Origin of the sequence: Paraburkholderia megapolitana (assembly GCF_007556815.1) — a bacterium.
Taxonomy (GTDB): Bacteria; Pseudomonadota; Gammaproteobacteria; order Burkholderiales; family Burkholderiaceae; genus Paraburkholderia; species Paraburkholderia megapolitana.
The window spans coordinates 2,388,289-2,406,713 of record NZ_CP041743.1; the positions used below are offsets into that span (position 1 = coordinate 2,388,289).

13 protein-coding genes are annotated in these 18,425 nt (G+C 63.2%); 5 read left to right on the forward strand and 8 right to left on the reverse strand.

Annotated elements, in window-relative coordinates; genetic code table 11:
• The first annotated feature begins 31 nt into the window (after nt 1-31).
• Both tssH and tssA read left to right on the forward strand, forming a co-directional pair.
• Nucleotides 32-2,698: a type VI secretion system ATPase TssH gene (gene tssH, locus FNZ07_RS10180; protein ID WP_091017976.1), complete on the forward strand. Its 2,667-nt coding sequence runs from the start codon at nt 32-34 to the stop codon at nt 2,696-2,698.
• 40 nt (nt 2,699-2,738) lie between these two features.
• Nucleotides 2,739-3,857 (forward strand): type VI secretion system protein TssA, encoded by a 1,119-nt coding sequence (gene tssA, locus FNZ07_RS10185; RefSeq protein WP_091017977.1) that lies wholly within the window; start codon nt 2,739-2,741, stop codon nt 3,855-3,857.
• A gap of 118 nt (nt 3,858-3,975) precedes the next feature.
• Here tssA and FNZ07_RS10190 read toward each other — a convergent pair whose 3' ends face one another.
• The 4 genes from FNZ07_RS10190 to FNZ07_RS10205 form a co-directional block, all read right to left on the reverse strand.
• Nucleotides 3,976-4,893, reverse strand: a complete 918-nt coding sequence (locus FNZ07_RS10190; RefSeq protein ID WP_091017979.1) for an OmpA family protein — start codon at nt 4,891-4,893, stop codon at nt 3,976-3,978.
• The gene (gene tagF / locus FNZ07_RS10195) at nt 4,890-5,888 is read right to left on the reverse strand and encodes a type VI secretion system-associated protein TagF (protein WP_091017981.1); all 999 of its coding nucleotides are present in this window, start codon (nt 5,886-5,888) and stop codon (nt 4,890-4,892) included. The genes FNZ07_RS10190 and tagF overlap by 4 nt, the downstream gene beginning before the upstream one ends.
• Nucleotides 5,885-9,790 carry a type VI secretion system membrane subunit TssM gene (gene tssM / locus FNZ07_RS10200; protein ID WP_091017983.1) on the reverse strand — a complete coding sequence of 1,302 codons (3,906 nt, stop codon included), beginning with the start codon at nt 9,788-9,790 and terminating at the stop codon, nt 5,885-5,887. The genes tagF and tssM overlap by 4 nt, the downstream gene beginning before the upstream one ends.
• A 165-nt stretch (nt 9,791-9,955) precedes the next feature.
• Nucleotides 9,956-10,819: a M15 family metallopeptidase gene (locus FNZ07_RS10205; protein ID WP_091017985.1), complete on the reverse strand. Its 864-nt coding sequence runs from the start codon at nt 10,817-10,819 to the stop codon at nt 9,956-9,958.
• A gap of 138 nt (nt 10,820-10,957) precedes the next feature.
• Here FNZ07_RS10205 and FNZ07_RS10210 point away from each other — a divergent pair, with 138 nt between their 5' ends.
• On the forward strand, nt 10,958-11,929 hold the full coding sequence (locus tag FNZ07_RS10210; RefSeq protein ID WP_091017988.1) for a flagellar basal body-associated FliL family protein: 972 nt from the start codon (nt 10,958-10,960) through the stop codon (nt 11,927-11,929).
• Between the two features lie 311 nt (nt 11,930-12,240).
• Nucleotides 12,241-13,332: a nucleoside hydrolase gene (locus FNZ07_RS10215; RefSeq protein WP_245811710.1), complete on the forward strand. Its 1,092-nt coding sequence runs from the start codon at nt 12,241-12,243 to the stop codon at nt 13,330-13,332.
• A gap of 73 nt (nt 13,333-13,405) precedes the next feature.
• Here FNZ07_RS10215 and FNZ07_RS10220 read toward each other — a convergent pair whose 3' ends face one another.
• Together FNZ07_RS10220 and FNZ07_RS10225 are read right to left on the reverse strand one after the other, a co-directional pair.
• The gene (locus FNZ07_RS10220) at nt 13,406-14,365 is read right to left on the reverse strand and encodes a LysR family transcriptional regulator (protein WP_091017993.1); all 960 of its coding nucleotides are present in this window, start codon (nt 14,363-14,365) and stop codon (nt 13,406-13,408) included.
• 205 nt (nt 14,366-14,570) lie between these two features.
• On the reverse strand, nt 14,571-15,623 hold the full coding sequence (locus FNZ07_RS10225) for an NAD(P)-dependent alcohol dehydrogenase (RefSeq protein WP_091017995.1): 1,053 nt from the start codon (nt 15,621-15,623) through the stop codon (nt 14,571-14,573).
• 301 nt (nt 15,624-15,924) lie between these two features.
• Here FNZ07_RS10225 and FNZ07_RS10230 point away from each other — a divergent pair, with 301 nt between their 5' ends.
• Nucleotides 15,925-16,926, forward strand: coding sequence for an AraC family transcriptional regulator (locus FNZ07_RS10230; RefSeq protein WP_407670699.1), 1,002 nt, complete (start codon nt 15,925-15,927; stop codon nt 16,924-16,926).
• 29 nt (nt 16,927-16,955) lie between these two features.
• On the opposite strand, the gene FNZ07_RS10235 is transcribed toward FNZ07_RS10230, so the two are convergent.
• Together FNZ07_RS10235 and FNZ07_RS10240 are read right to left on the reverse strand one after the other, a co-directional pair.
• Nucleotides 16,956-17,780 (reverse strand): molybdopterin-dependent oxidoreductase, encoded by an 825-nt coding sequence (locus FNZ07_RS10235; RefSeq protein ID WP_091017998.1) that lies wholly within the window; start codon nt 17,778-17,780, stop codon nt 16,956-16,958.
• Nucleotides 17,777-18,415: a cytochrome b/b6 domain-containing protein gene (locus tag FNZ07_RS10240; RefSeq protein WP_091018000.1), complete on the reverse strand. Its 639-nt coding sequence runs from the start codon at nt 18,413-18,415 to the stop codon at nt 17,777-17,779. The genes FNZ07_RS10235 and FNZ07_RS10240 overlap by 4 nt, the downstream gene beginning before the upstream one ends.
• Nucleotides 18,416-18,425 lie beyond the last annotated feature (10 nt).

Below are 18,425 nucleotides of genomic sequence, written 5' to 3' on the forward strand. Positions count from 1 at the left end.
AGCGTTGAAACCCAGACCTGGATCGCACGACATGAGTACGCCGCTGAAAACCCTGATCGCCAAACTGAACACCACCTGCCGGCAGGCAGCCGAACGGGCCGCGAGCCTGTGTCTGTCGCGTGGCAACTATGAAGTCGATCTCGAGCATCTGCTGCTGACATTGCTCGATGAACCGGCGAGCGACGTGTCGGTGGTGGTGAGCGCGAGCCGCATCGATGCGCACGCGTTGCGCGCCGATCTCGAGCACGAACTCGAACGCGTGAAGACCGGCAATACGCGCACACCGGTCTTTTCCGTGCATCTGATCGCGCTGTTCGAACAGGCGTGGTTGATCGCTTCGCTCGATTCGCAGATCGGCCGCATCCGTTCCGGCCATCTGCTGCTCGCATTGTTGACTGCTCCGGACCTCGCGCAGTTTGCGCAGCGTATGTCACCGCTGCTCGCGCGCGTGCGTGTCACGGACCTGAAGCACAAGTTCGACGAGTTGACGGCCAGTTCGTGCGAAGTGGAACGCAGCACCGCGGCGACGCCGGAGGGCGCCGCACAGGATGCGGTCGACACGCCGCAGCGAACCGTGTCGAAGACGCCCGCGCTCGACACCTACACGACCAACCTCACACAACGCGCCCGCGAAGGCAAGATCGATCCGGTGATCGGCCGCGAAGCCGAAATCCGCCAGGCCATCGACATCCTGATGCGACGCCGCCAGAACAATCCGATCATGACCGGCGAGGCCGGTGTCGGTAAAACGGCGGTAGTCGAAGGGCTCGCGTTGCGCATCGCCGCCGACGATGTACCGACGCCGCTACGCGGCGTTGCACTGCACGTGCTCGATATGGGACTGCTGCAGGCCGGCGCGAGCGTGAAGGGCGAGTTCGAAAACCGCCTGAAGAACGTGATCGACGAAGTGAAGAAAAGCGCGCACCCGATCATTCTGTTCATCGACGAAGCGCATACGATCATCGGTGCGGGCGGTCAGGCCGGGCAGAACGATGCGGCGAACCTGCTGAAGCCGGCACTCGCGCGCGGTGAACTGCGCACCATTGCCGCGACGACGTGGAGCGAATACAAGAAGTACTTCGAGAAGGACGCGGCGCTCGCGCGGCGCTTCCAGGTCGTGAAGATCGAAGAGCCGAGCGAAGTGCTGGCCGCGGCGATGCTGCGCGGCATGGCCGGCCTGATGGAAAAGCACTTCAACGTGCGCGTGCTCGACGATGCGATCACCGAAGCCGTGCGTCTGTCGCATCGCTATATCAGCGGACGTCAGCTGCCGGACAAGGCGATCAGCGTGCTCGACACCGCGTGTGCAAAGGTTGCGCTTGCGCACAGTTCGACACCGGGCGCGATCGACGATACGAAGAAGCGTATCGAGCGCATCGATGCGGAAATCGCGTCGCTCGAACGTGAGGCGGCAAGCGGTGCCACGCACGACGAGCGGCTTGCCGAACTGCGCACGCGCCGGGAAGCCGATCTGCAATCGGTTGCTACCGACGAAGCGCGCTACGAAAAGGAGCGCGCGCTGGTGACGGAAATCGGTACGCTGCGCGCGGACATCGATGCGGCGCGTGGCGGTAGTGCGGATGCCGAGCAGGCGCAGAAAGCGGAAACTGCGCGCGCCACGCTGACGGAGCGCGTGAACGAATTGCAGACGCTGCAAGCGGGCCAGCCGATGGTGCCGCTGCAGGTGGACGGCCACGTGGTCGCCGAAATCGTTGCATCGTGGACCGGCATTCCGCTCGGGCGGATGGTCAAGGACGAGATCCAGACCGTGCTGAATCTGCAGACGCTGCTGGGCGCACGCGTGATCGGCCAGGACCATGCGCTCGAAGCAATCGCACAGCGTGTGCGGACCGCGAGTGCGAGCCTCGAAGATCCGAACAAGCCGCGCGGCGTGTTCATGTTCGTCGGCCCGTCTGGCGTCGGCAAGACCGAAACCGCGCTGGCGCTCGCCGATATCCTGTACGGCGGCGAACGCAAGCTCATCACGATCAACATGAGCGAGTACCAGGAAGCGCACAGCGTGTCGGGCCTGAAAGGCTCGCCGCCGGGGTATGTCGGCTACGGCGAGGGCGGCGTGCTGACCGAGGCTGTGCGGCGCAATCCGTATTCGGTCGTGCTGCTCGACGAAGTCGAGAAAGCGCACCCCGACGTGCTCGAGATGTTCTTCCAGGTGTTCGACAAAGGCGCCATGGACGACGCGGAAGGGCGCGAAATCGACTTCCGCAATACGCTGATCATCCTGACTTCGAACGTCGGTTCAACGGCGATCATGCAGGAGTGTCTGAACAAGAGCGCGGAAGAACTACCCGACGCCGATGCACTCACCGAGACGTTGCGCCCGCAACTGTACAAGGCGTTCAAGCCGGCGTTTCTCGGCCGCATGAAGGTCGTGCCGTATTATCCGATTTCGGACGACGTGCTCGTCGAGATCATCGAACTGAAGCTCGACAGGATTCGCCGGCGCATCGAGGCGAATCACAAGGCGACGTTCGAATGGGACGATTCGCTGGTCGAAGCCGTGCTCGCGCGCTGCACCGAAGTCGATTCGGGCGCGCGCAATGTCGATCACATCCTGAACGGCACGCTGTTGCCCGAGATCGCGCAGGAGGTGCTCGAACGGATCGCCGAAGGTGCGGCGATCGAGAAGATCACGGTGCGCGCCGACGAATCGGGCGCGTTCGATTACACGGTAGTCTGAAGCTTCACAACCGACATCTATCGCATTCATTGCATCCGTCATGCCGACCGATCTTAACGCGCTGCTAGCGCCCATCAACGAGTCATCGCCGTGCGGCGACGACATGCTGTTCTCGTCCGACTTCGACGCGATCCAGAACGCGCGCCGTTTCGAAGACGCGACGCTCGATCAGGGCGAATGGATCACCGACGTCAAGGAAGCCGACTGGTCGTTCGTCGTCGAGCGCAGCACCGATCTGCTGCAGACGAAGACGAAGGACTTGCGGCTCGCTGTCTGGCTCACCGAGGGCTGGGCGATCGAAGACGGCGTAACAGGTCTGACGCAGGGCTACGCGCTGCTCACGGGCCTGTGCGAGCGTTTCTGGGAGCAGGTGCATCCGTTGCCTGAAGGCGACGACACCGAATACCGGCTCGGCAATGTCGGCTGGCTGGTGGGGCGCTCGGTGGAGTTGCTGCGCGCGATACCGCTCACCTCCGGCACACGCTACAGCACGATCGACTGGGAAGTCGCTACACATGTCGCGCAAGCGGTAAAGCGCGACCCGGAGAACGCGGACGACATTGCACGCGGCAAACCGTCGGTCGAACAGATCGATGCGGCCAGGCGCATCACACCGGGGACGTTTTACCTGGCGCTGCTGGCCGATCTGCGAGCGTTTGAAGCGGCGGTGCTCGACCTCGAACAGGAACTGAATCGCCGCGCGGGCGATGCGTCGCCGAGTTTCCGTCAGATCAAGGAGGCTCAGGAGAGCGTTTATCGACTCGCCGAGCGGTTCGCGCGCGAAGTCGGTGTCGATCTCAACGCCGCGCCGAAAGTCACACGCCCGTCCGATATCCCCGAGCGTAACGAACCCAGTTTCAAGACCCCGTCGTTGCCGGAGGGAAACATGTCGACGCCGAGCTCGCACACCGCAACGCCGGTGGTCCCGCAGGCCGGAATCCAGACCCGCGCGCAGGCTGTTGACCAGTTGCGTGCAGTCGCGAAGTTCTTTCGTGCCACCGAACCGCACAGCCCCGTCGCCTACCTCGCGGACAAAGCGGCGGAGTGGGCCGGCATGCCGCTCGACCAGTGGCTCTCGACCGTGGTGAAGGACGACGCTTCGCTCTCGCACATACGCGAGATGCTCGGCGTGAAGCAGGCGGATACAGGCGGTAGCTGATCGATTGACTAGGCGGTCTGAAAAGACACGCGGCCGGCTCGCAGGATTGCGATGCCGGCCGCGTTGTTTTGTGCCTGCATGAAGCCTCGAAAATCTCGAGGCGTGTGACGGACGCGTGCTACGAGCCCGCGCGGAACTCGATGCGCCGGTTGCGCGCGCGGCCGTCGGGCGTATCGTTCGAGGCAATCGGCTGGTCGGGGCCGACGCCGGTCGCTGTTAATTGCTGCGACGGAATGCCCTTCGCGATCAGATAGCCCTTCACCGTGTCGGCGCGTGCCTGGCTCAGCGCGATGTTCGATGCGCGGGCGCCGGAGTTGTCCGTGTGCCCGATGATCGCGACAGTCCGCGTCGTCAGCTTCGCGAGTACCGCCGCCATCTGATCGAGAATCAGCGTGCCCTGCGGTGTCAGCGTCGCGCTGCCGGTTTCGAATTCGATCGTGCGGTTCGCAAGCGTCTGGTCGAGCACGCCTTGTTCGGACGCGCTCACGCGCAGACCGTTGCGAATCGTGTAGGTCGGATTCAGCGCGTTGGCCATGTCGCTGGCAATCTTCTGACGCTGCGATTCGTTAGGAACTTCGCCCTTCACGTCGATCTGCGTGCCGTCGATCGTCAATTGCCCCTTGTGGATCTGTGTGAGTTGCGAGCCGAGTAGCTTCTGGACGTTGGTGGCCCAGTTCGGCGGCGTCGCGACATCGCCGACTTCGATCTGATCGACGACATTGCCTGCGCCATACGTGTTGCGCAACTGGCCGAGCACGGCGGCCTTGGTCGCTTCGTCGGGCACCTTGCCGCCCACTACGACCTGTCCGGGAACGGGATTCGCCGCGGCCGGCGTAATGGTGGCTGCTGCAGCGCCTGTCGTCGCATTGGGCGTGGCCGGCAGCACGGTCGTACGGACCTGCACGCCGCTGTTGTCGATCGGCGTGACACGGGCGCCGCCGCCATCGTCGTCCGCCCATGCGGGACTGCTCGCCAGTGCGCCGGCGAGCAGCGCGAGGGGCAACGTACGGCGGATCGTGCCGAAGTAGAAGGTCATTGCGTTACTCCCCCGATGAAGGCTTCGCGGAACGTATCGATGCTGACACGCAGCGACAGTTGCGGTTGATCGAGGTAGCTGACCAGCTTGCTGATGCCATGATCGTTCTGTGCGTGATCGTTGATCCACTCGGGGTCGTCGATGTCGATGTTGTGCGTTGCATAGGCCTGCGGATCGACCACGCTGTGCAGCGTTTTCGCCGAGGCGCCGTTAAAGCCGATGATGAGCCGCTCGCGCTCCGCAATCGTGCCGATGAAGATCGCCAGTTCGAAATCGGCCTGCGAGACAAACGGCGCAATCAGTTCGAGCCAGAACGCGGCGATCAACGTGCGATAGAACGGATCGGTCGGCAGCGGCAATGTGAGACCGCGCTCGAGGTGCGACGAGCCGCTTTGCATCACGGGTCGCAGCAGCGAACCGAGCGCGAGCATCGCACCGCGCAGCCGCACCGGGTGGCCGCTCGCGAGCAGCATCTGTTCGAGGCCGGACAGCGTTTGATGTTCGACGAAGTCGTCGAAGGTGCCGTCATGCGGATTGCCGGGCGCGCCGATATCGATCGGCACCTGCATGTCGCCGAGTGCCTGCAGTGCGCCCGCGGGCTCGGTGGCGCTGAGCAGCGGCTTCATCTGCATGGAGACACGCGACCACAACCGCGCGAATGCCAGCGGGCTGCGCGCGAGGAACGCCAGCGGCCGCTCGACTTCGAGCGCGGTTGCGGCGAGAAACGGGAAGCGCCGCGACGACAGATCGTGGCTCGCGACGATATGGCCGGCAATTGCGAGCTTGCTGCGCGAACCGAGAAACGCGAAATGCATCGGCTTCGCGTTTTCGTAGACGATCTTCCAGCGCGGATCGTCGGTGAGCATTTCCATGGCCTGCGCGATCCAGCGGTCGAGCGTCTGTAGCAGCTGCGGGTTGTGCGCACTCTTCACGAAGTCGCCGCGCGACGGGATCTTGCCGAAATAGGCGATTTGCGCCTGGACTGTCGGCGTCATTGCGCACCTCCCGTGGTGGCCGGGGCCCGATTGGCGGTTGCCGTGGCCGGTGCCGAGCCGGGTGCACCAGGGGCGCCTGGCGTGATACCCGTCGCGATCGCGGCCGCGGCGTTCGCACCGGCGCTCACGTCGACGACCGAGGACGGCAGTTGCAGCCCGCGCAGGCTCTGCGCTTGCGGCGTGTCGCTACCGCTGCCGGTGCTGGCGCTAGTCGGCGTCGACGTGCTGATGATGCGCATGCTGACTTCCACCGACACATTGCCCTGCGTCCACACCAGATCGAACGTGCCGTCGGGGCGGCGCTTGCGCTGCGCCGAGTTGATCAGCTTCTCGAGACCGTAGTGGCCCGGCTCGTTGACGAGCTGGATCGTGCGGCCGTCGAACGTCGTTGCCGACAGCGTGGCACCCGGTGAACCGGACGGATTCGGCCACACGAAGTTGGTCCACTGCGGCGGCGTGTTGCGATAGCGCAGTTGCTGCCCGTCGATTGCGATCGTGTACTCGGTCGTACCGGTGGCCGGTTGCGGCAGGATCTGGAACACGGTCTGCGGCTCGGACGAACCGCCACCGCCGCCACCCCCGCCACCGCCTGCAGCGCCGCCCGCAAGCGGAGCCACCCAGCGCGCGAAGCCGTTCGTCAGATCGGGTGTCAACGCAAGGCCCATGTCGCCCCACGTCCGCGCGGTCAGCGTATCGCCGCGGCGTACCGCGAGCGGCCCGAGCGTCGTGCCGACGAACTTCGCGATGGAGCCATCCGGACCGAACACCTGGCCAATTTCGCTGGCGGCGGCTTCGACCCTCGCGCTGCCTGAGAACGGATACTTGGTCGCGAGCGAACTCTGGAAGGTCTGGTAAACCTGCGCGTTCCACACCTTGTTGACTTCGACGCTGGCCGGCTGGATCACGACCGCATATGCCTGCATCAGCGGCCGCACGAGCAGCGGGCGCAGTGCCTTGCGTTGCGTATCGGTGAGACCCGTCAGCATCTGCTCGTCGACGTACTTCAGCGAATCGGCCAGCTCGGAGCCGCTGCCGTCGAGCGTCTGCTGCATCAGCTGACGCGCGCCCGGCCCCGGGTCGCCCTGATTCTTGAGGATGTTAAAGCGCGTGCGGACCTTCGACAGCGTGTCCATATAGCCGCGCAGCATCGACGTATTGTCCTGCGTCGAGACGATCCGCCCGAGGCCCGCGAACTCTACTCCGATCGGCCCCATCGGCACTTCGACCGGATTGCCGTTGATGTCGATATTCGCGCTGAGCTGGCCGACGGCCGACGGCGTGTGCGACGAGAACAGGCGTTTGAACCAGCTCGTCACGCCGGTCTGCGCGAGCTTCAGGTTCGCGTTGGCGAGCGACGGGTTGTCCCACGAAGTCTGGTCGTAAGCAGTTTCGAGCACCTTGCGGATCGGCGAATCCTGCGGGTCGCCAAGCCGGTTCATTGCATCGACGGCCTGATTGAAGCTGCCGAAGCTCTGCACCGCAATACCCTGCATGAACTTCTGCCAGTGCATTGCGTACTCGTCCTTGTACATCGCGACGAGGGCCTTCTGGATCTGCTCGGGGCTGCCTTCGAGCGTCAGGTCGTCGGTGGCCGAGGTGTTGAGCACCCAGTCCTTCGCCTGCAGTTCCTTGGTCGCGGCGTCGCGGATGGCGCCTTGCACGTACTGGAACCACGCCTCGCGCGTGAACGTGCCGGGAATCGCGTAGCTGCCCGCGACCAGCGCCGTGTTGCCTTCGCCGACAATGCGCGCGATGGTCATCGGTGCGAAGCGGGTCGACGCGCGCGCCTTGATTTCTTCGTACACGCGCTGCCGTGCCGGCATACCGCGCACGACGTGGCGCAGGTTTTCGCGAGTCTGGTCGACCAGCGCCAGATTCTCGTCGACCATCGGCCAGTCGTCGTCCGAGACGCGCGACAGATAGAACGTGATCATCCGCTCGGCGCTCTTGATCATCTGGTCGCGCGGCATGTTGCCGCGATTCGTCTCGAGCCAGCCGCGCCAGAAGCGGGCGATCTGATCGGTCAGATGCGCGGCTTCGACGTGGCGCTTGTCGGACAGCATCAGGTAGGTCTTGAGCGCGTTGTACGCATCTTCGACGTTGGTCGGCGACGCGTCGCTATACAGGCCGCCCTGGTTGTTTGCCGCCATCGCCGAATGTGCGGACACCTGCACTGCGCCGGAATCGGGCGCATGCGTCATCGGTGCGAGTTGATCGGGGTGCGTGTTGACGTCCTTCAGGAACGACGCGAGATTCTGCGAGACCGGCGCCAGCATGATCTGCTTTACGCCGCTGTAATACTGCGTCAGCAGATGCTGCTCGAGACGGTCGCCCTGATACAGACCGAGCGACACCGACAGCGGCCGGTCGCGGCGGAACTGTTCGAGCTGTTCGATGCGGTCTTCGAGAATGTCCATGGCCTGCAGGCGCGACTGCAGATCGTTGCGGTTCTGCTGCAGTTTCACGACGTTGTCGAGGTCGGCCTGCACGTTCGCGGTGAGCTGCTGGTTGCCGATCGTCGACCACGTCCAGCCGCCCAGCGCGATGGCCAGCGCGGCGACGAAGCCGAAGAACGTCATGTACCGGAAGCGCGCTTTCGCGGGGCTTGCAAACTGCCTGACGGTCTGACGGTCGGCGAAGATCACCTTCGAGAACAGGTCGCGCAGGAAGAAGCCGTTCTTCGAGAACGCGCTGGTCTGTTTGGGCAGGCTGTCGGTGGCGAGCCCGAAGCGCGTCGCGATGCGCTGCGCTGCGGCGCTGTTGGTTTCGCCTTCCTGCAACGCGCTCGTGAAATAGAAGCCGCGGAAAATCGGCTTGTACTGGAACGGGTTGGTTTCGAACAGCGTGGCGAGGAACGCGCGCAGCGCCGGCTTGATCGTCGAGAACTCGAGCGGGAAGCTCAGTTGTCCCGGCGAAAGCTTGGCGCCGCGGTTGATCGACATCTGCGCGATGCTGATTTCCTTCAACCCTTCGTAGAGTTCTTCGAAGCGCTCGTCGAACTGTGCAACGACATCGCGCTTTTCGTCCGGCTCGTAGGGCAGGGTAGCGCCCCACACGCGGTCGTATTCCTGGCGGTCGTTGCCGGTAAAGAACTCGGTGAAGCCGGTGATCAGATCGACCTTCGTGAACATCACGTAGACCGGCGCGAACACTTCGAGCTTTTCGGTCAGTTCCTGCACGCGCTGGCGCAGGTTCTTTGCGAGGTTGATCGCAAACTCGGGGCGATTGCCGGTCAGCTCCGCGATGCTCGCGGTGACGATGATGCCGTTGATCGGCGCTTTCGGCCGGTAGCGTTTCAGCAGGCCGAGGAAGCCGAGCCATTCGCTGCGGTCCTCCTCGTGCACGGAGTAGCGGCCCGCGGTGTCGAGCAGGATGCCTTCGGTCGTGAAGAACCAGTCGCAGTTACGCGTCCCGCCGATGCCGTGAATTACGGCTTCGTTCTTTTCGGTGAAAGGAAACTGCAACCCGGAATTCAGCACGGCGCTGCTTTTGCCGGCCGCCGGGTTGCCGATCACGATGTACCACGGCATTTCGTACAGCGCCGAGCCGCCCGACATCTGGCCGATCTTCGACGTCTTGATCGTCTTTACGGTCTCGACGAGCCGCTGACGCAGCGCATCGAGTTCGGCCTGCTTGGCCGGGGTGGCGGCGACTGTCGTCTTGCCCGCTTCGGCTTGCTGCTCGAGCATGTCGCCGAGCTTGCTGTTGGCCCGCCGGGTGCGCAGCACTCTGATCAGCCACACCAGCAGCCACAGCGCGACGATGACGCCGACTGCGATCGCAGGCCATATCAACGGGATCTGCAGCGTATCGGCTGCAATGAACAGCACCGCTGCCAGCGCGATCAGGCCGACGATGGAAAGCGTGCGGGGATGGGTCAACACGTTGAGAAAGCGTCGCATATGCCGTTCAGGTCCTGGTGCCTTGATTGCTGCTGTTGGGGCTATCGCTATTCGTTGTAGCGGGGTGCGGTGTAGCGGCGGGCGTTGCGCGTCCGTATGCGGGTGCGCGCTCGCGAGCGTAGCGGATTTGGGTTGCGAAACAGTGTCCGCGGATCGGGGATAAGGTCATTGGCTGGGCACGACGAGCGGTTTCGACTTTCCCATCACGAAGCCGGGTTTGTGATATTCGACGTGCCCGAGGTCCATCAACTTCCAGCGGCCGCCCCATGTCAGGCCAACCTGTTCGGCGCACTGTCCGTACAGTTGATAACCGCGCATGGCCCAGGGGTCTTTTTCCGTAATGACGAGCTTGCCGTCGCGCAAAAACGCGTTGTCCGCGGCGAGGCCATATTGGTGGTAGCTCTGAAACGCAGCGGCATTCGTGACTCCCCCCATTTTCGACAGCTGGTTTTGTCGCTCCGGGCTGCGATAACCTTCCAGCAAAGCCATTTCATAACCGTATTGCTCGTGCATCATTTTGTAAACGAGCAATAAGCGTGTCCTGAAGTCAGCATCGAGCAGATTCCAGTCGCGGCTTGCGCCCTTTAGCGCGGGCCGGATCTGCTGAACTTCCTGCGTCTCGAAAATCTCGGGTGGCAACGGCGGCGGTGGGACGAGTTGTTCGCCGTTCAGGAGTGCGGCTATTTTCTCGTCGGGCACCCTGATAGTGTCGTCATATTGAAAAAACTGTCGTCCGCGTAATGCAATTGCCACCAATGGCGGCGTCGCAAGAATACCTGTGGTCGTAAAAATCAGCAAGCGCCGGCGCACAAGTAAATTTTGCATATCGCCGAGCGTCGATTGCGAAATTCTTGCCGATTTTGCAATCGTGCCACGCGCGTGTGCGGCGCCCCGCGAAGCCCGGCGTACTATGCGGTTATGCAGATTGAATACGCCGCCAAAAAGTGATGCCCGTACCGACGGTAATAGCAGAATGGCTGCCACAAGGACGGCGATGGCAAAATAAGCAACCAGTGCAACAGCAATCAAAGAACCCCCGGAAAATTCGAAACAATTGTATTTTGTAATGCTTGCTCTTAGAATCAGGCCAGCCCGAACATGGGCTCAAGCGTATTATCGCGGCTAAATAAGCCTGAATTCAATGAGCAGGTTTCAAAGAGACAGTGAATGAGTGCGCCGGATAGCTCCGATTCGAACAAAGCCCCTCCCAGCCTGCTTTCCGATAAGGAGAACGCTGCGCAAGCCAATGGCTCGCGCATTCTCGCGAATCTGGAGGGCCGCGTTGCACCACCTCCCGATAAACCACAACAGCGTTCCCGCGCACCGATCGTCATTGTCGCGCTGCTCGTAATCGCAGCAGGCGGTTGGGGCGCATGGCATCTTCAGCATCGCGGCGAAGGGCAGACCGCCACCGTTGCCGCCGTGCCGGTGCCCGCCAGCGCAAACCCGGTCGCGCCGGTTGCTGCGAGCGCGACAGCTCAGGTCATGGCGAAAACCGACAATCAGGCGTCGGCACCGCAGGCCGCCACGATCATCTCTGAAGATACGACGAATAAGGCCGCGTCCGATTCAACGGCTGCTGGCGCTTCGGGTGCCGATGGCGATAACCGTCTGTCGCGTGCACTCGCGAGCGGCGCCGAAGAGGCGAGCGGTGTATCGCCGCCGGCGGCTTCCGCGGTGTCCGCCTCGGCTGTCGCGGTGCCTGCCGCAGCGGCGAAGACGACGCTGGCTGGCAGCAGTGCGAAGCACGCAGCAAGTGCAGCGCGCGCGAAGCGCGAAGCCGCCAACGCGCATCATGCGAGTTCGGCCACTGCGGTTGCGCAGGCGAAGAAGCCGGCCGCACGCGATGCGAAGTCCGGCGCGCGTACGGATTCCGATGCCGATCTGCTGGCGGCGCTCGTTGCCCGTACTAAACCTGCCGGTGCGAAAACGGATACCGCGGCAGCGAAGAATGCACACGCTGCGAAAGCCGCGCCACCGGCTGCCGCAAGCGCGCCGGCCACCACGCTCGCGCAGCGCGTGAAAGAATGCGGCGCACGCGGCTTCTTCGACGAGCAGATGTGTCGCTGGCACGTATGCGACGGGCACTGGGGCAAAGACCCTGCGTGCCCGAATGCGAACCAGGCACACCAACCCTGAACGACGGCCGCGACATTTCTGTCGCGGCTTTTTTCTTTCGTGCATGGTGTGCGACGTGCGCGATCCGGTCAGCAGCTCGCTGCCGCACGACTCCATCACCGAACCCATTCACACGAACGTTGCCGCGCATGCCATGCACGCGGCATGACGTTTTGTCTGCGCGATGTTTACGCTTATGATGGACCGCCTTCCGGCATGCCGCGTTCGGCGAACGTGACGATGCGTAGAGCCCGGACAGAACAGGAATAAAACAGGAGGAGTGTGTGAAGCGATTGATCGTGACGTTGGCGTGCGCAGCAGGATTAACTGGCATCGCGGCAGGGACCGCATACGGAGGCACCGTGCATACAGGTGGTCCGAAGGTCATCATCGATAGCGACTACAACACGTTGAGCGACGATGGCCAGCTGGGTGTGATGGCGGTGCAGTTGCAGGCGCAAGGTCAGATCGATGTGCTCGGCATCACGGTCGTCAGCGGCAACCAGTGGTTGAAGCAAGGCGTAGCGGATGCGTTGAAGTCGATGGAACGCCTTGGGGCCGGCAACCGTATCGGTGTCTATGTGGGTGCGAATTATCCGCTCTCGCACGACTACGCGACGATCAAGCAGGAGCTCGCGCAATTCCCCGGCGGCGACGGCTATCTTGGGGCATGGGGCACGCCTGAGCCGAAGTCGAATGCCGACCTCGTCGCGCCGCCCGACGGTTTCGCGACGCACACCAAAGTGCAGCACAAGAGCGCTGTCGACTTCATCGTCGACAGCGTGAAGCAGCATCCTGGCGAAGTGACGATCCTCGCGATCGGCCCGTTGACTAACATCGCACTCGCGACGCGCCAGCATCCGGAAATCGTGCCCATGATCAAGCAGATCATCTACATGGGCGGCGCGATCGATGTGCCCGGCAACACCACGCCGACTGCGGAGTTCAACTGGTGGTTCGACCCGGTGGCCGCGCAGGAGGTGTTGCGTCTGCCGGTCAAGCAGGTGGTCGTGCCGCTCGACGTAACGGACACGGTGAAGATGGACAAGGCGACCTACGACCGTATCGCACACGATCCCAAACACCAGACCGTCATCACACGGATGTTCAAAAAGCTGAACGGCTATGGCTTCGACGGCAAGAACGGCTTCGAAACCAATCCCAACTACACGACGAGCGTCTGGGACACGCTGACCATCGCGTACCTGATGGACCCAACGTTCGCGACGCAGACCGTCGACGAGTGGGTCGACGTCGACACACTCGTCGGTGCGAACGATGGGAAAGCGACCGGCTACGCGAGCAATCCGCCGGCGGGCCTGCAGAAGATGACGATCGTGAAGCGCTTCGACAACGCGCGCTTCTTCGATTACTACGTCGATCTGCTGACGCGGCCGGTACCGGTGAAGCTGCCGCAGAACTGATAACGCTCAGGCGGCCGGGTCGGGCCGCCTGAGCGTTGGATTGCTACATTGGATCACCAGGCAGGCTAAACCATCAAGCCGGATGCAACCCGCCGCGCAGCAACTGCCGCACACGCTGCAAGTCCTTCTCCACATGCCCGGCCTGCTCGAACAGTTGCGCAAGCCAGTCGACAAAAGCACGCACGCGCGGCGACACGCGCCGGCTTTTCACATACGCCACCGATACTGCCATCGGCACCGGCTTCCACTGCGGCAATACTTCGCGCAGGGCGCCGGAATCGAGGTACGCCTGCGCCGCGATGCGCGACGGCTGGATCAGACCGAGCCCTTGCAGGCCGCAGGTCAGATACGCGTGCTCATCGCTGACCTTCACGAAGCCGTTCACCTTCACACGCGTTGCGTTGTCGCCCACTTCGAAATCGAAGTCGCACGCGCGGCCGTTCTGCGACGACATGCAGTTCACCGCGATGTGCGTGGCGAGATCGTCGAGTTCGAGCGGCGTGCCGTAGCGTTCCAGATAGGCGGGGCTCGCGCACGTCACGTGATCGAGCGTGCCGAGGCGTCGCGCGACGAGACCCGAATCGGGCAGCTCGCCGAGCAGGATGCTGCAATCGACAGCTTCGGCGATGTGATCGATGCTGCGATTGCTGATGCCGATCGCGAGATCCACGTTCGGAAAACGCATGTGGAAATCGTCGAGCGCCGGCAACACCAGTTCGGTGGCGACGGCGCCTGGCATCTCGACACGCAGGCGGCCGCTCAACGCATCGGTGGTGCCGCGCAGACCGGCTTCGAGCTCGTCGATGTCGGCGAGAATCTGCGCGCAGCGTTCGTAGTACGCGGCGCCTTCGGTAGTGAGACTGAGCCGGCGCGTCGTGCGCGTCAGTAACGCAGTGCCGAGCAGGGCCTCCAGATTCTGCACGACGGTCGTGGCGGTGGCGCGCGGCATGTCGAGCGACTCTGCGGCGCGGCTAAAACTGTTTGTGTCTACGATGCGGACGAAAGTGCGCATCGCCTGAATACGGTCGATCACGGGACATCTCCAGAGTGAACGAAACGAATTGATTGCGGGTAACGCGTAAAACGTCGACAGCGTGCACGGCAAGCAGCCGGTGCACCTTCCCGTCAGGGAGGTGAACCGGCGCAACGAGCCATGCGTAAGGCGGGGAGCGGGACAGGAGGCCGCGCGCGAGCGCAGCCCCCAGGAGGAAATGCGATGCGGTGTCCTGCTGCCTGTCTTACTGCCTCAGCGAGTCGAGATCGATGACGAAGCGGTACTTCACATCGCTCTTCAACATGCGCTCGTATGCGTCGTTAATCTGCTGCATCGGAATCACTTCGATATCCGACGTAATGCCGTGCTCGCCACAAAAATCGAGCATCTCCTGCGTTTCCGCGATTCCGCCGATCAGCGAACCGGCCAGACGCCGGCGCTTGAAGATCAGGCCGAACACCTGCGGCGACGGATGGTCGTGCTCCGGTGCGCCGACCAGCGTCATCGTGCCGTCGCGTTTCAGCAGGTTGATAAACGGGTTCAGGTCGTGCTGTGCGGCTACCGTGTTGAGGATGAAATCGAAGCTGTTCAGGTGGGCCTCCATTTCCTCCTGATTCTTCGAAATCACGACTTCGTGTGCACCGAGCCGCTTCGCATCCTCGATCTTCGACGGCGACGTCGTGAACAGCACGACGTGCGCGCCGAGCGCACGGGCAAACTTCACGCCCATGTGGCCGAGACCGCCCAGCCCGACGATGCCGACCTTGTGGCCGGGACCGACGTTCCATTGACGCAGCGGCGAGTACGTCGTGATGCCTGCGCACAGCAGCGGCGCGACGCCGGCCGGATCGAGGTTATCCGGTACGCCGAGCACGAATGCTTCGTCGACGACGAGACTGGTCGAATAACCGCCGAGCGTGATGTCGCCGGTGATGCGGTCCGCGCCGTTGTAGGTGCCGACCCAGCCGTTCTCGCAATACTGCTCGAGCCCTTCGGCACAACTCGGGCAGGTGCGGCACGAGTCGACCAGACACCCCACGCCGACGAGATCGCCGACACGATGACGCGTGACGCCGGCACCGACCGCGGTAACACGGCCGACGATTTCATGGCCCGGAACCACCGGGTAGATCGAGTTCTTCCATTCGTTGCGCGCCTGGTGCAGATCGGAATGGCAGACGCCGCAAAACAGCACGTCCATCTGCACGTCGAGATCGCGCAGCGCACGGCGATCGAAAGTGAACGGCACCAGCTTCGAATTCGGATTGTGGGCCGCGTAGGCCTGGGTTGTCGTCATGGTCGCTCCTGCAGATGGGTGAGTGCCGCCAGCCGGCCGCGCGGCGAGGTTCACGGCGGATGCTGTGAACCTCGTCGAGAGGCAGCGTGTGCGAGCGTAAAAGGGGGCTTCGGGGGCGTTTCCGGGTGTGTCCGGGCTACTTCAGACGCCGTTGCATCAGGGTTCCCATCGTAGGGGCCGGGCGCGTCCTGGGGAATACCTGAATATCTTGAAGGTTTGCCTATTTCTCTCCGAGGCAAGCACCACAACCCGTTTAATGCTAGATTTCAAGCCTGTTTATCAATTAGCGCAGATTTCCGCGATGAACCCGATTCCGTCTTCCTCCCCATTGCCGCCTAGCTTCGGCGCGTCCCTCGATGCCGCAGCCTCGGCCGCGCAGCAGAGCATGGTCGAGCTGTTCGACGTGCTCGCGCCCGCCGAAGGCTTCACGCAGACGCCGCTCGACGGCGTCAAGCTCATGCGTTCGAACCGGCCCGTGGAGCGCAAGCCGGTGATGTACGAACCGAGCATCGTGATCGTGTGCCAGGGCCGCAAGCGCGGCTATATCGGCGAACAGACGTTTTTCTACGACGCGCAGCAGTATCTTGTGATGTCGGTGCCGCTGCCGTTCGAATGCGAGACCGAGGCGAGCCCGGAAGAACCGTTTCTCGGCATCTCGATCCGCGTCGACCTGGGTGTAGTGGCCGAACTGGTGCTGATGCTGAACGACACGCGCGGCGCGACTCACGACGAGCCGCGCGGTATCTATTCGACGCCGCTCGACGCGACGCTTGGCTGCGCGGTACTACGGCTGCTCGAAGTGATGGCGTCGCCGCTCGATGCGCGCATTCTCGGGCCCGGTATGGTCCGCGAGATCTGCTATCGGGTGCTGACGGGCGTGCAGGGCGATGCGATCCGCGCGGCGCTCACGCATCAACATCATTTCGGCCGCATTGCGAAGGCGCTGCGGCGCATTCATGCGGACTACGAGAGCGAACTCGATGTCGAGACGCTTGCGAGCGAAGCGGGCATGAGCCTCGCCGTCTTCCACGCGCAGTTCAAGGCCGTGACGGCCACTTCGCCGATGCAGTACGTGAAGACCACGCGCCTGCATCACGCGCGGCTGTTGATGGTTCAGGATGGCCTGAATGCGGGCGCGGCGGCGGGCAAGGTCGGTTACGAAAGCGCGTCGCAGTTCAGCCGCGAATTCAAGCGTTTGTTCGGACTGAGCCCCGTCGACGAAGTGCGACGGATGCGCAATGCGTTCGAGCCGCCGGCTCCGCGCAGCCTGCCGCCGGTTCGACAGTACGTGACGGCGGTTTGAGTGAAGGCTCTTTCGGAAGCGCGCCTCGCTCAGAGTCCGCTGAACCAGTTGTAGCCCTGATCTTCCCAGTAGCCGCCTGGGTTCGTGTTGGTCACGAAGATCTCGGCGATATGCTTCGGGTTCTTGAAGCCGAGCTTGGTCGGCACGCGCAGCTTGAGCGGGTAACCGTACTTCGGCGGCAGCGGTTCGCTGCCGAAGTCGAGCGTCAATTGCGTCTGCGGATGCAGTGCGGTCGCCATATCGAGGCTCGAGTAATAGCGGTCCGCGCATTTGAAGCCGACATAGCGCGCCGTCGTATCGGCGCCGATGCGCTCGAGGAACGTGCGAAACGGCACACCGCGCCATTCGCCGATCGCACTCCATCCTTCGATACACACATGCCGCGTGATCTGCGACGCCTGGGGCAGCGTGCGCAATTGTGCGAGCGACCACGAACGCTTGTTGGCAACGAGCCCCGACACCTCGAGCGCGTACGACGCACCGTCGATCTCCGGCACATCGAACTCCTGATAGAACGCGTTGAACGGAAACGGCTTCGTGATCTGGCTTGCCGCATAGGTGGGCGCGAGCTTTGTGCCGCTAAAGAGCCACGCCTGCACGCGATCGTTCCAGCGCGACATCGCCCATAACACCTTGTCGACGGAATCGCCGTCCTGCATGTTGCAGCCCGACAGCATCGCGAGCGCGCCGACGGACAGCGTCGAGCGCAGGAACAGGCGGCGCTGCAGGCGCTCCAGTTGCGGGCGATGGTCGGCGAGCACGATGCGTTCTCGCTTTGCGGGGCGGGGCGTTTCGATAGGCGCAACGTCGGTGTCGTCGCGACGGCCCGCGGACAGATTGTGCCGGTCGTTCATGCGTGGTGGCCTTTCTGTGTGTTGCGCGGTTTCATCGCGCGCCCGGTGAACATCGGCGGCAGCGTGCGCGGTACGAGCACGACTAGTGCGAGATGCACGACGACAAAACCGACCACGCCCGCCATCGCGCCGAAATGCACCTTGCGCGCGAAGTCGAAGCCACCGAATAGAGCGGTAAGCCACGCGAACTGGACGGGTTTCCAGATCGACAGTCCGGACGCAACGAGCAGCACGCCGAGCAGCAGCACCGCGACATAAAGCGCGCGCTGCACGGCGTTGTAGCGACCCGTTTCGTGCGGCAGGCGCAGGCGCATTGCCAGCAGCGCGTCGTGTACCACCTCGCGCGGATGAACCGGCAGCAACTGACGCTGCAAATGCCGGCTCGCGAGCCCGTAGGTCAGATAGACGAGGCCGTTCGCGCACAGCAGCCACATCGCGGCGAAGTGCCACGCAATCGACCCGCCCAGCCAACCGCCGACGGTCGCCCAGACTGGAAAGCGGAACGCGAAGATCGGTGAGGCGTTATAGATGGCCCAGCCGCTCGCGATCATGCAGGTCATCGCGAACGCGTTGACCCAATGAGTGATCCGGACGACCAGCGGATGCGCGACGACGCGCGAGGGGTTCTGCGACATGGCAGTAGGG